The following is a 13,650-nucleotide window of genomic DNA, read 5'->3' on the forward strand; positions in this document are numbered from 1 at the left end:
GTTCAAGGCAATTCACACAACAATATAAGCCACTAATCACTCAGTGGCTTATGCATATGAATGAGCCTGTCTTCTAAATCAAAGGTCACGCTAAAGCCTAAACTTTTGGCGAGGTTAGCCATGTTGCGATTTTCTATCATGGTATAGCCGCTGATACTCTTGGTTTGCTTATTGGTGAAAAACACAATTAACTTTTCTAGCAATAAGCGGCCTATGCCTAAGCCTTGATAATCACTGCGCACTGCCATGGCAAATTCGGCATCGGTATTATCAGGGTCGATGGAGGCTCGCACTGCGCCTAAGGTAATTTCCTCCCCATGCTCATCGGTATCTATGGCGATAAAGGCCATTTCGCGGGCGTAATCAATTTGGGTTAATACGGCCATTTCTTCATGGGTCATGGCGGCACGCACGCCAAAATAGCGCTTATACCTATCTTCTGCCGACAAGGAATTATCAAAGATTAAATGCTTAGGCTCATCTTCTGGCAATATCGGCCGTAACATCACGCGGCGGCCATTTTTTAAGGCGTGCCATTGCTCTAATTCTTTTGGATATGGCTGAATGGCTAAGGGCTCTATTGGGGTGTTTGCTTGTGGATAGAGCTTAATTAACACATCTAAGGCGGTGATCTGTTTGCCAGCCGCTAACACGGGATTGAGATCAAGGGATTCTATTTGCGGGCAATCAATGATTAAATGCGAGATTTTAGTGAGCAATACACATAATGCTTGCCTATCTAATCCGAGCGGTAAGTGCCTATCGCGCAGCTTATTAGTCTTTAATGCCTGAATGACCATGTATCTCGCTAACGCCATATTCAGTGGCGGCAAAGCGACAGTGGCATCGCGGGTGGGTGACCATTCTGACCCACCTTCACCAAGGCAAATGGCAGGGCCAAAAATGGGGTCGGTAATCACAGCTAAACGCAGTTCTTGCGCGCCTGCGGTGAGCGCCATTTTTTGCACTAATAGCCCATCAATATTGGCATTACTGTCTGTGGCTTTTACCCGCGCACGCATAGCGTCTGCCGCTTGGCGCACTTCATCGCTGGAATTAAGGTTTAGCATGACGCCTTGCACATCAGATTTATACATGATTTGCGGCGATTGAATTTTTAAGGCTACCGGAAAACCAATGGTTTGCGCATGTTGGCAGGCCATGTCGATATCACTGGCCGCTAAGGTAGTAATGGTATCTATACCGTAGGCCGCTAATATGCCCGTGGCATCATGGGTTTCTAGGTTGAGTTTTCCTGCTTGCTGCGCGGCTGTGATGATATCTCTGGCATCTTGAATGCGGGTTGGAATGTTTTCAGGAATGGATTGCGGCACTTCTTGCAGCAACTTTTGGTTACGCCTAAATTCCACCAAATGCATTAATGAACCAACCGCGCCTTCTGGGGTGCGATAGGTGGGAATGCCTGCTTTAGTGAAAATTTTACGGGCTTGAAAGGCGGCATCTTCCCCTGACCAATTAGTTAAAATACTGACTTTATGGCTATTGGGGTGGCTTGCCAGCAAGCTCACCACCGCATTGGCTATCTCAGTGCTTTGGTTTAAGGCCGAAGGCGAGTGCAGGAGCAAAATGGCATCGGCCAGTTGTAAATCAAGCATTACCCTTAGGGTATTGATATAGCGCTTGGCATCGGCATCGCCGCCAATATCGATGGGATTATGGCGCGACCAATTTGCCGGTAAAATCGCATTCAGTTGATTGATGCATTCATCACTTAATTCCGCGGGCTTACCGCCGCGTAAAATTAAGCTATCGAGCGCCAAAATCGCAGGGCCGCCGCCGTTACTGATAATGGCTAAACGCTCGCCGCGCAATCTATTTGGGTGAATTAAGCTTTCAACGGCGGCAAATAATTCAGGTAAGTCCATCACCCTTAGCATACCGGCGCGGCGAAACACGGCGTCATAGACAATGTCATAACCAATTTGTCCGCCGGTGTGGCGTCTTGCGGCGGCTGCGCCTTCAACGCTGCGCCCTGATTTAATCACTAAGATAGGCTTGTGTTTGGCGCAGGCTCTGGCGGCGGAGATAAAGCGCTGTTTATTTTTGACTGAATCTATATACAGCATCACAGCATGGGTAGCGGAATCGCGGGCTAAGTAATCCAGTAATTCGCCTACATCAATATCACACGTATCCCCTAATGAGATAAACGCACTAAAGCCGATGTTCTTATGATTAGCCCAGTCTAAAACTGTGGTACCTATGGCGGATGATTGCGACACAAAAGCTATGTTGCCTTTATTGGCCTGCGCGTGGGCAACGCTGGCATTAAGACCTATGTAGGGCAAAATAATCCCTAAGCTATTGGGGCCTAAAATTCGCATGTTGTAGCGTTTAGCAACATTCACAATATCGGCGATAGAGGCATTGGTTTGATTGGTGTTATCGCCGTTATCTTCGTTATCACTAGGCTTGCCGCTGTGGTCATAACTCTCATGGCCTATGTCGCTTGCCATGATAATGGCCGCCTTACAGCCTATTTGCGCTAAGGTTTGAATCAGTTGAAATACGCGGCTACCACGGGTGCAAACTATGGCGAGATCAGGAATGATAGGTAAATCCGTGATATTGGGATAAGCCAGAATGCCGTGTACTGCGGTGGCATTTGGGGTGACTGGCATCACAGGGCCATGAAAGTTATTGGCCAATAAATTCTTAATCACTAAATAGCCTGCGCTTTGGGTGCGATTTGATGCCCCAATAATGGCAATAGCGTTGGGCTTAAAAATACTGCGTAGGGTCGGTTGACTCATGTACTCTTCATCCGTTGAAGCTGATTGAAAGAGTGTACCTGAGGCCACTTAGCTTGCACAGGTTTTGCGCGTATTGGCCTTGAGTTACTTTAGGTTTAGCAGCGACTTAGCTGTGATGTAACATCGCTTTAGCGCGGTAGTAGCGAAGGCAAAACGGAGGGAGTGCCTCATGAGTTTAGCTGTGCCATCACATTATAAATTAAGCGTTTTTAATCAAGCGAGGCCGGGCGCCAATGCTATAGTTGTACCATTGCCAACCCGTGCAACAAGGCCACTCAATTGGAACCAAATATCAAATTAAGACAGCAACCGACCCGAGTTGTTCGGCGATTTATCGCCAGTCATAAAAGCCCCATCATCATCTTGTTGCTATCAGCTCTCGTCGGTATTGGCGCTGGCTTGTTATCGACCTTATTTGATATCTGTATTGATTGGATTGCTGATTTTCGCCGTGAAATTCTTTCACAGCAAACCGGTGTGATTTCCGATGTCACTATCGGTGTGGCGGTATTAGTCTCCAGTGCACTGTTAAGTATGTTTGGATTTTGGTTAGTGCATCGCTTTGCACCAGAAGCCTCTGGCTCAGGCATTCCGGAAATTGAAGGCGCGCTCGATAACATGCGGCCAGTGCGCTGGTGGCGGGTTATCCCTGTGAAATTTTTTGGTGGCATAGGGACTATTAGTGCGGGCTTAGTGCTTGGCCGTGAAGGCCCTTCGGTACAAATGGGCGGTGCGGTTGGCCGCATGTTCTACGATATTTTTCGGCTCAAAGATGATGAAGGGCGTCACACCTTGGTGGCCTCAGGCGCGGCGGGTGGCTTGGCGGCGGCCTTTAATGCGCCGTTAGCGGGCATTATGTTTGTGATTGAAGAAATGCGGCCACAGTTTAGATATAACTTGGTATCAGTTAAAGCTGTCATGATCTCAGCGGTAATGGCGACCATAGTGTATCGCAGTCTGCAAGGGCAAGAGGCCATGATTAGCTTGCCGACGTACGATGCGCCGCCCTTATTATCCTTAGTGTTATTTTTGCTATTGGGATTAGTCTTTGGTGCTTTTGGCGTGCTGTTTAACTATCTAGTGGTATCGATTATGGATAGTTTTGAGCGCTGGCATAAACATGAGCAGCGGCGCTTTCTTATTTTAGGGGCAAGCCTGGGTGCCTTCTTTGGTTTAATGCTGTTATTAGTCCCAGATATTACCGGTGAAGGCGTAGATCTCATTCCTGCTGCTGCCCATGGCAATTATGCCTTAGGGGCGTTAATGGCATTATTTGCCATACGATTAGTGACTACCTTAATGTGTTTTAGCTCAGGCGCGCCAGGCGGCGTATTTGCGCCTATGTTAGCCCTTGGTACCTTACTTGGTACCTTGTTTGGCTTATTGTGCCAACATTGGTTTCCATCCTTAGCGCTGGAAGCTGGCATGTTTGCGATTGCGGGCATGGGCGCCTTATTTGCAGCTACAGTGCGCGCGCCCATTACAGGTATTTTGTTGGTGATTGAACTGACCGAAAATTATGATTTGATTCTACCTCTCATCATTACTTGCCTTGGCGCGACTATGATGGCGCAGTTCCTAGGTGGCCAACCTATCTATTCACAATTGTTAAAGCGCACCGTAGCCAAGCAAGCCGCTCAAGCCGAAGCGACTAATCTTGATGCTGCGCGTGCTGATGCAAATATCCCTGCGGACAATACTCCTGATATAGACAATAGCGCGACAACTACAGATAAAAGTGATGCCATTGCGACAGTCGCCGGTGGCGATAAGCCTGAGAGTAACAAGGGCAGTGTGACTAATAATTAATGCACAAGATTAACGCTTGGGTTGCATTTAACCGTTAATGGTTACTATGTGTCACTAAATGCTTAATTAACCCTGTAAACGCGCTGAGTGTATGGCTTTTATGCAACATACTCGCGGAAATAACCTAAACAATAAAGCCCCTAGATTAGGGGCTTTATTGTTTAGTGCTTAATGTCCTAATTAACCGCGCATCTTTTGATTATTAAGTAAGAAGAATTCCAGCAATTTAGTCATGTCTTTGGCTTGAGTGAGCAAGGTTTCACTGGCGATGGCAGCTTGCGCCACCAGCCCAGCGTTTTGCTGCGTCATCTCATCCATTTTGGCAATCGCGTTATTAACTTGCTCTATGTCTACGCTTTGCTGCTGCGCGCCGACGCTAATTTCATTCATGCTTTCTTGCACCAGGGACACAGTTTCAACAATCTCTTGTAAGGTGCTGCCCGTTTCACCGACTAATTGCGCGCCAGTGATCACCTTGTCATTACTATTACGAATTAACAGCTTAATTTCTTTAGCAGCGCTGGCAGAGCGCTGAGCTAGGTTTCTTACTTCACCGGCGACAACCGCAAAGCCGCGCCCTTATTCGCCGGCTCTGGCGGCTTCTACGGCCGCATTTAAGGCTCATAAATTGGTTTGGAAGGTGATTTCATCAATCACGCTAATGATGTCGGCAATGTTATCACTGGCCTCTGTGATTGAGTTCATGGCAGTAATGCTGCGAGTCACCACTTCACCACCAGATTGCGCTTTAGTGCTGGCTTCTAAACTAAAGCTATTGGCGACCATGGCATTATCGGCGCTAAATTTGACCGTGGTGGTGATTTTTCCCATGCTGGCCGCGGTTGTTTTTAATGAACGCGCTTGGGCTTCGGTGCGGCGACTTAAATCGCGATTGCCGGTGGCGATTTCATTGGTTGAATAAGAGATAGTTTGTGCTGACGTTCTAATTTGTTTAATGACTTGCGTGAGCTTATCTATGGTGCGATTAGCATCATCTTTCAGATTTTTAAGCCGTCCTTGATAATCTTGGGTGACTCTGACCGAGAGGTCGCCACCCGCCATGGCTGCCAGAATGCGCTGAATATCGGCTAATGCATCTTCAACTGTCATGGTCAGTTGGTTCAAGCCATTGGATAAATTGAGGAAAACCCCTTGTTTACTCTCTAAGGTTAACCGGCGGGAGAAATCCCCTTTAGCCGCGGCTTCCATGACATCACCTATCTCTTTTTCTATGGCAATTTCGGCGGTTCTATCGGTCAGCTCGCCGACTATTCCGAGGCGATCACCTTCATCGTCAATAATAGGGTTCACGTTGAGGCCAAAATATTTATTACTCATGGTAAACTCAAAATAGTGATTACCAGACAGACCATTGAGCACTCTGCGCTGATGCTGTGGATCTTGATGAAAGATATCCATAGAGCAACCGATAATCGCGTTGGGATTAAAGTGAGGGTTTTGGAGCCCTGCTGCAGCCTCTTTAATCACTTTCGCCGCCGCGCGATTGACATAAATAATCTTGTATTCGTTATCGGTAATGATGGTGTTAGTCGATACGTTATCTAAAGCTTGCCTTACCCGCGCATTCTCTTCACTGACGATTTTAGCCTCCGCCGCCATTAACCTGCATTCTTGCTCATTGTGCTGAATATTATCCAGTGACTTATTGGTGGCTTGTTTGATTAAGAGTAAATCGCCTTTAAAGTCAGCCTCAATTCTATGGTTAAATTCGCCTTGGGCGAGTTTTGCCATCACTTGCGATATCTCAGAGACCGCCGTTTCACTGGTGGCAATTAACAGGTTAAAGTCTTTAGCGCATTGGCCGATTTCATCTTGACTGGTGACATCAAGACGCACGGCATAGTTGCCTTCCGAGGCGACCTTTTTAAGGGCGTTAGATAAACGCATGACAGGTTGAGTCACTGCGCGGGTGACGGTCGAGGCTATCAATATGATAACGAGAGTAGAGCAGCCAAAAATCAGCCACACTAACTGACTTAAGCGATTGACAGCCGCAAACGCTTCTTCGGCATTGATTTCAGCAATCAATGCCCATACGACATCGCCCACTTGCACCCAAGTATACGCGGTAAGAACTTCAGTTCCGGTGTAATCGTGAATGAGCTTAGTGTCCGTTTGCTGTTGCAATGTGGCAATAGAGGCCTCAGTTTTTACTGAGGCGGTTTGGGGATTGGCAAAGGAGGCGATGACGCTACGCTTTTGGGGCTCCAGCAAAGAGTCAGATCGCATTAAGTAATCTGGCCCGACTAAATAAGTTTCACCGCTAGTACCCATGCCATTGCATTGGCGCATAATCTGATTAATGGCTGGCAAGGAAATTTGGATGACAACGACAGCTTGAATGCTGCCATCTGCATTTGTGACGGGTGCCCCGAGAAAGGCCGCAGGTTGATTATTGTTGATACTATAGGGCCTAAAGTCTTGAAAAGTGACGCTACCTGTTTTCATCACTTGTTGCCAAATCAGACGAAGCGGATTGCTGCCGTGCTGTTGCTACAGGTCCTGATATTCAGCGCTATCGATGGCAAATGGTTCATTCGCCTTAATGGCTTGCTCGGCGCCATAAAGCTTAAGCTGCTTATTGATGTTATGAACATCTTCACTCCCCGCCAGCAGCTGAATATCACTCATGGCACGCTCAACATAGTCACCCACTTGCTGCTTTTTGATTTCACGCATACTGACCAATTGCGCAAACACTTGTGCGGTTAAGGCGTTGGTTGAGTTCTGTAATGACAGAAAAGCCGTGATACCAAGAGGAACTAAGCCGATGACGAGTAGCAGGATCAACAACTTAGTGCGTAAGGATATATTCAATCTGCCACTCCTTTGGCTTGGGATGTCACTTAGTTATCAATCGCACAGTGACATGGGACTCAATTATTTTTAGTTAGTTGGTGTGAGTAGAAAGTGGCTTAATTACTGGTTGCTATTAAGTCGATGTTAACCTCGGGTCTCACTGCATCACTGCATCACTGCATCACTGCATCTCGCGTATTCAATGAATATCTAATTTATGACATCTTGACACAGCTACATTCGTGCTTATGACTTAAGAATAGTGTAGTCAAGTTATTGTAAATCTCATCTTTTTAGTCATCGGTTTGTTTTATCATAAATATTCATCGTATTGCATAATGGTCTCAAAAATATCGGGGGTTATACTTTTAAATATGCATAATCACGTTTTTATATTCATTTTTGTTCGATTGCCGCTCACGACAATAGTCGCTGACAATCCTCGGGTTAACCAGAATGAGCGCTCACATTCCCCCTAGTTATCGACGGCTTCTGTTCGGTTCCGTGTGTTCATTGAGTAGGAACAACTCGACCATTTGTGTCAAATCTTCCGCCTGAGACAGTAAGGTCTCACTGGCAGTGGTTCCTTGTTGCACTAGCGCGGCGTTTTGTTGGGTCATATCATCCATGCGGCAAATGGAGGCATTCACTTGTTCAATGCCTATGCTTTGCTGCTGCGCCGCTATGCTGATGTCACTCATTTTCTCGCGCACTTGTTCGACCATTAAAACTATCTCTTTTAAGGTGCTGCCTGTTTCTGTGACCAAGGCGGTGCCGCTGGCAACTTTGCTATGACTGTTTCTAATCAACCCTTATCAGCTTCAATGCGATGACTAAAGTCACCTTTAGCCAGTTTCTCCATCACTTTAGTAATTTCAGTGACAGCAGTTTCACTGGATGAGATTAAGCGGTTAAATGCTGACGCACATTGACCAATTTCATCTTTACTGTCCACTGGTATACGTATTGAGTAATTACCATCGTCCGCCACTTGTTGGAGTGAGTTTGACAATCGGATCACGGGTCGAGTCAATGACAGGGAAAAGCTCAACGCGAGCAGTTAAATGATAGTGGTCGATAATCCTAAGGTTAACCATACAATGTTACTTAGTCTCGAGACTGGGGCAAATTCAGCAGCGTCAATTTCTGCCACTAATGCCCATACTAAATCGCCGACCTGAACCCAGGTATAAGCAGACAATACTTTGTTATTGTTGTAGTCAAAGATTACCTTAGAGTCGGTTTGCTTTTGTAACCCAACGTTACTTGCTACCGTGTTAACACTACCCGTTGTTGGATTAGCGAATGAATTGATGACACTGCGCCGCTCTGGATCTGGAAATGAGTCTGAACGCATTAAGAAGTCGGGGCCAACCAAGTAAGTTTCACCTGTGGCGCCCATGCCATTGCGTTGCAGCATAATATTGTTAATGGCATCAATGGATATTTGAATCACGACTATGGCCTGAATCGTGCCCTCTAAGTTTTTAACGGGCGCCCCCATAAAAGCCACTGGGCGATTATCTAACGGGCTATATGGCATAAAATCTTGAAATTGCATGCTATCTTTTTCAATCACTTTACGCCAAAGAGTGCTTAACGGATTGGTTTTGTTGCTTTCAAGTGAGAGGTTAATACCGAGATCACTTGCTGATTTAGCACAGTAGTTCACATGGCCAACATCCTTACTGATAATATAGACATCGGCATAACCAAAAATAATGACGTAATTTAGTAAGTTAGCTCCATTTTCTTGCCAAATCTCTTGGTACTCATAAGTATCTATATTGAAGTTATCTTATGGGCCTATTTCTTCATCAATGGCTTACAAGGTTAGCAAGCGATTAATTTTGCGTACATCTTCACTGCCAGCCAGTAATGTTATGTCATTGACGACGCGGTCAAAGTAAGAATCTATCTGATTCTTCTTCACTTCTCGCATGCTAAGCAGTTGAGCAAAAGCTTGGGTGGTCAGTGATGCGGTAGAGTTTTGCAATGCCAAGGTAGCAATGATCCCTAAGGGCGCTAAGCCGATAAGCAAGAAGATAAGCAATAACTTGGTTCGTAATGATAAGTTTTTCACGGCATATCTCCCTTAGTTAACCTTTACTTGATTACTTAATTGACCAATGCTGCGATGACAATTCAATTTCCCATAAAGGGATGCTTGCCATCTTGTAAGGCGCATATTCAACATGCCTATTTACAGCAAAGACGTTATTCGGCGTGGGGACGAATAGCATGTAAGCGTTATCGTAGACGTGATGCATAATATTTTTGGAAACATCGGTAAATTCAGGGGTATTAATGTTCGCTTTAAACATATCGTCGATATAGCCATCAAGCTTAGGGGCGGGGAAAATGGTGCTCCAATTGTTATGGGTGCGATATACCAAGAATGCAGACCAAGGATGGTTGTAATACCAATCATCATCGCCCCATACCAGTAAGTCCCAGGTTTGGGTATTGTTACCTGTGCGGGTCGACAGTAATTGTTCAAAAATTACTTTTTCACTGCTGGTAATTTCAAAGTCGAGCTCAACCCCTACCTTACGTAAATCCCGAGAAACACCTTTCCATAAGAACATGAATCTATCTTGAGTTAAGACCTTAAGTTTAATGGCGTTGAGAGTTTCAGTGAGTTGCTCTCGAATCTTCTCAGGCGGCATCACCTCTGAATATGGCTTAAGTTCTGTTACTACATCTTTAACCCCAGGGAAATAGGGGGATGCCAAGGTAGGCTTAGTAACCCCTTCACCTTCGTAGTATTTATCGAGTAATTTCTCTTGGTCCATGGCTTTATTAAGGGCGACTCGTACCTCTTTTTGCAATAACTTAGGATTACCATTAATTAGATTAAAATGTATGGCAATGCTATTGGTCGACGGGGCAGAAACTAGCTTCACAAAGGGAGAGTTCAGCACATCGCCCTTGGCTGAAAATGGGATCGGCATAATATCGAGTTTATCGTTATTATCTAAAACCATCTGCAAGGCTTTTTTGTTGTCCAGTTCAGTGTAAACTGTCACGGTTTCAATCTTGGGGTACTCAGGATTCCAATAGTTAGGATTCGCTTTTAATACGACCAGAGGCGTTTGCCTATCACCTTCAACAAACCCTTCTGTTAATACGTAAGGGCCGAGTCCATAGGGGCCTGCCTCCGCTAAATTCGGACAGGTTTGTTTGCCATTCCAGCCAAACTTTTGTAAATAAGCATCGGTATAAAATTGTAGCCAAATAACATCATTTAAAAATTGACCGTATTTTTCATTCAAATAAAAGCGCACGGTGAAATCATCCACCTTATCAGCGCTTTTTAAGACTTTATCAATCTTGGTGAACAAAAATGGTTTCTTCAAAAAGTAGTTCACATTGCTGATCACAGCGTCGGCATTAAATGGCGTGCTATCTTGACATTTAACGCCACGGCGCAAAATAAACTCATAGGTAAGATCATCAATTTGTTGATGGCTGGTGGCCATATCATATTCCCAACCTTGGTCGTTATTGGCTGGGCGTATTAATGCGCTATTAATGGCATGGGAAATATAGATATAAGGCAAGCTTGGTATAAATACTTTTAGGTGAGAACCCGCCACGGGCACAGCCTGAATCGTCGGGCTAAGGGTAAACATTGAAAGGACTAACAGCTAAGCAGATTTTTCTTCAAAAAACTAACGTTAGTCATTGTGGATATCCTTATCGCAATAGGTTTACAAGTGCCAGTGGCCTCCCGCTATAAAATGAGTTTAGTCAGATTCTTATGAAACGCATATGTCGATAGTGGTAGCTTAGTATTAGCACTTAAAATCAATGGCATTTTTGGTTGTTGCGTCAAAAACTAGTGTGAACGAGGCGTGATATTGAGGCAATTCAACAATTTTACGCGGCTTAAAAAGTGGTTATGGAAGAGCAACTGCAGCGCCAAACGGCTAAGGATAACGTAGAAATATTTATGGATGAATGCCTTTAGACGCAAATGGTATTAGCTACGGCTTGTCGCGTTAAAAAAAATTGTCATACTGAAGTTAAGTTGTACCTAGTGTTTATCCAACAGCCAAGGAGCGGTTATGCAAATTCCATCTGCTACACAGTCGGGTGTCTCTGGCTTACAAAGTGCTCAGTCTGGATTAACTCAAGCGACTGTCGATGTAGCAAAACCTGAACCTAGCTCGCCAGCATCTAATCCAACCAGCTCATCCACATCGGCCAATAATTCGAGTTCGGCAACTAATAATGCCGCTAACCTCTCAAGTGCTGAATCTCGGCAAACCGCCGATACAGTGTCTGCTCTGACTAAAGCGTCACAAGCTGAAAATCAAGCGGCGGCATCCGCTGAAGTCATAGACACTGATGATGAAGCCATAGGTAGTGTGATTAATATCCGAGTGTAATCTTGGAGTGTGATTAGTCATTTCTATGTCAGAATTTGATTGAGTTATTGGATTCAACTATCTGATTAATTTCTTCTAGTTGCTAATAGCTTATTTCTAACAGCTTATTTACTGGCTAACCCTATATAAGCTTAATTGAAGTTAAATCATCATGTTGATTGGAAAGTTACCTAGCTCTGAAGCGGTTTCATCTACTAAGGCCGTGAAAGCTGTAAATGCAATAACTGCTACGCCTGTTAGCGCGACTGATTTAGCTCGTGAGGCAAATCAATCATCAGCTTTAATTGATACCGCCACCGGGCATAACGCCGCGACTCATTATCAATCGGCTAATTTTGAAACTGCTAATCTTGAGTCATCTAAGCGTGAATCTTCAACGTTAGCGTCATCTAAACATGCCACAACGCCTCCCATGGGCGGGGACTCAAGTCATCAGGCACATTTCTCGACTGATTTAACCAATGCGTCATCATCCATAAGTTTACGCTCTGGTGCTAAAACCCTTGATGCCTTTATCAATAGTCGGGCAAATGCTGGATTTAATTCCCGTGCACATGTATTTGCTGCAGCTTCGAGCGCATTATCAACGGCCAAAATAAGTGTTGATGAATCGCCGCTGGGGGCCGGACAATCTGATAAAGGGACTATCGATAAAGGAAGTAAAGATACGCAAGCATTGGCTCCTCATGTAAGCGTTGTTAGTCATGCTGATAATCCCGAGAGAGCTCAAGCTCATAGCGCTATTGCTACCAATCATGCGATAGATTCCACAGACCCTTTCAATGGTTCCGCTAATATAAGTAATACAGCAGCAACGGATGAATCTAGTGGCCTTGATAGAAGTCACGAGGAGATCCCAACAAATGATAACGCTGCAGAACCTGAAGACAAACATACCAATCATGATGAACATCAGGGCGATGAACATAACCCATCGCGGGCTTTAGCTGAGCTTGCACAAGAGGAATTAATTCAATTGCAACAAAGAGACAGCGTAGTGCGCCAACACGAGCAAGCGCATGCGGCTTTAGGCGGTATGCATGCGGGCACGCCCAGTTATCAATTTGAACAAGGCAGTGATGGTAAGCGTTACGCCGTTGAAGGTGAGGTGGCTATTGATGTATCAGTTATTACTGGTGATCCGCAGGCGACCATTAAAAAGATGCAACAAATTCATGCGGCGGCGTTAGCACCCATGGAGCCGTCCATGGCGGATATCCAAGTGGCTAATCTTGCTATGCGTAATATGCAGCAAGCTCGGCAGCAATTGGCTGATGAGCGTGAGCAAGCATCTCGGGCTAAGTTTGAAGAGGCATTTGCTGATAACACTGCATTTGGAAAAGCTGAACGCAGTCACTCTATAGCCGAGAAAGCAAAAAATCAGAATCAGGATCACGACTCACAGTTAGCGCCGCGAGAAAGATATAGCTTAACGCCACCGAGTACGACCTTAGCTATCAAGGGATCCGCTACAGCCATTAGTGATGACTCGACATCAGTGTTGATTGAACAGCAGCGGCGTACTAATAGTGAGTTGGTGGCTTTGAGGTTAACTAAGCGCGCAGGTTGATTACACCAGTTTTTGCTGGTGACTTTAATGGGGATAATGGCTGGTGGTCATTGGTGGTGAAAGTAATTCACCAGTAAGACGCCAAATTTCATGCGATTTGAGTGAGTCTGATGAAAAATGCAGATTTGCTAACAGATAAATTGAATCAAGTTCAGATCAACTTAGCTTAGTGCCATTCAGTTTAGTCAGTGTAAATCCATGCAATCTAACGTCTATTATTTAGCTATTAGCGCCTAGGTATCAGCACTTAGTCATCATAAGTTTGAGATCTAATGCCAATCTT

Annotated in this window: 10 protein-coding genes and 2 pseudogenes; 3 read left to right on the plus strand and 9 right to left on the minus strand. The window is 45.1% G+C overall.

Annotated features, from left to right (window positions below; all coding sequences use genetic code 11):
- Nucleotides 1-32: 32 nt before the first annotated feature.
- On the minus strand, nucleotides 33-2,774 hold the full coding sequence (locus tag AC1HDP_RS03700) for a bifunctional acetate--CoA ligase family protein/GNAT family N-acetyltransferase (RefSeq protein WP_479637708.1): 2,742 nt from the start codon (nucleotides 2,772-2,774) through the stop codon (nucleotides 33-35).
- 279 nt (nucleotides 2,775-3,053) lie between these two features.
- Between AC1HDP_RS03700 and clcA the strand changes: the two genes are divergently transcribed.
- Entirely contained in the window at nucleotides 3,054-4,583 is a 1,530-nt protein-coding gene (clcA, locus tag AC1HDP_RS03705) for a H(+)/Cl(-) exchange transporter ClcA (RefSeq protein ID WP_479637709.1), read from the plus strand.
- Nucleotides 4,584-4,772: 189 nt separating this feature from the next.
- On the opposite strand, the pseudogene AC1HDP_RS03710 reads toward clcA, so the two are convergent.
- The 8 genes and pseudogenes from AC1HDP_RS03710 to AC1HDP_RS03745 form a co-directional block, all read right to left on the minus strand.
- Nucleotides 4,773-5,480: pseudogene (locus tag AC1HDP_RS03710) on the minus strand (methyl-accepting chemotaxis protein); the annotation flags it as partial.
- 81 nt (nucleotides 5,481-5,561) lie between these two features.
- Nucleotides 5,562-7,052: pseudogene (locus AC1HDP_RS03715) on the minus strand (HAMP domain-containing protein); the annotation flags it as partial.
- A 45-nt stretch (nucleotides 7,053-7,097) separates the two neighbouring features.
- Nucleotides 7,098-7,421: a hypothetical protein gene (locus tag AC1HDP_RS03720; protein ID WP_479637710.1), complete on the minus strand. Its 324-nt coding sequence runs from the start codon at nucleotides 7,419-7,421 to the stop codon at nucleotides 7,098-7,100.
- Nucleotides 7,422-7,882: 461 nt separating this feature from the next.
- Entirely contained in the window at nucleotides 7,883-8,212 is a 330-nt protein-coding gene (locus AC1HDP_RS03725) for a methyl-accepting chemotaxis protein (RefSeq protein WP_479637711.1), read from the minus strand.
- On the minus strand, nucleotides 8,209-8,454 hold the full coding sequence (locus AC1HDP_RS03730) for a HAMP domain-containing protein (RefSeq protein ID WP_479637712.1): 246 nt from the start codon (nucleotides 8,452-8,454) through the stop codon (nucleotides 8,209-8,211). The genes AC1HDP_RS03725 and AC1HDP_RS03730 overlap by 4 nt, the downstream gene beginning before the upstream one ends.
- A gap of 9 nt (nucleotides 8,455-8,463) precedes the next feature.
- A complete protein-coding gene (locus AC1HDP_RS03735) occupies nucleotides 8,464-9,075 on the minus strand; it encodes a cache domain-containing protein (RefSeq protein ID WP_479637713.1) in 612 nt (203 codons plus the stop codon).
- A gap of 153 nt (nucleotides 9,076-9,228) precedes the next feature.
- Nucleotides 9,229-9,486, minus strand: coding sequence for a hypothetical protein (locus AC1HDP_RS03740; protein ID WP_479637714.1), 258 nt, complete (start codon nucleotides 9,484-9,486; stop codon nucleotides 9,229-9,231).
- 31 nt (nucleotides 9,487-9,517) lie between these two features.
- The gene (locus tag AC1HDP_RS03745; protein ID WP_479637715.1) at nucleotides 9,518-11,038 is read right to left on the minus strand and encodes an ABC transporter substrate-binding protein; all 1,521 of its coding nucleotides are present in this window, start codon (nucleotides 11,036-11,038) and stop codon (nucleotides 9,518-9,520) included.
- Nucleotides 11,039-11,473: 435 nt separating this feature from the next.
- Between AC1HDP_RS03745 and AC1HDP_RS03750 the strand changes: the two genes are divergently transcribed.
- Complete coding sequence (locus AC1HDP_RS03750; protein WP_479637716.1) at nucleotides 11,474-11,797, plus strand: chemotaxis protein; 324 nt, start codon at nucleotides 11,474-11,476, stop codon at nucleotides 11,795-11,797.
- 151 nt (nucleotides 11,798-11,948) lie between these two features.
- Nucleotides 11,949-13,367: a putative metalloprotease CJM1_0395 family protein gene (locus tag AC1HDP_RS03755; RefSeq protein WP_479637717.1), complete on the plus strand. Its 1,419-nt coding sequence runs from the start codon at nucleotides 11,949-11,951 to the stop codon at nucleotides 13,365-13,367.
- Nucleotides 13,368-13,650 lie beyond the last annotated feature (283 nt).

The sequence above is a fragment of the Shewanella sp. ISS20 genome, from assembly GCF_056522965.1.

What these genes read in the sequence shown, in the direction of transcription:
- AC1HDP_RS03700 (WP_479637708.1), bottom strand. Translation starts at nt 2,774, where the DNA reads ATGAGTCAACCGACCCTACGCAGTATTTTTAAGCCCAACGCTATTGCC.
- AC1HDP_RS03745 (WP_479637715.1), bottom strand. Translation starts at nt 11,038, where the DNA reads ATGTTTACCCTTAGCCCGACGATTCAGGCTGTGCCCGTGGCGGGTTCT.
- AC1HDP_RS03750 (WP_479637716.1), top strand. Translation starts at nt 11,474, where the DNA reads ATGCAAATTCCATCTGCTACACAGTCGGGTGTCTCTGGCTTACAAAGT.
- AC1HDP_RS03755 (WP_479637717.1), top strand. Translation starts at nt 11,949, where the DNA reads ATGTTGATTGGAAAGTTACCTAGCTCTGAAGCGGTTTCATCTACTAAG.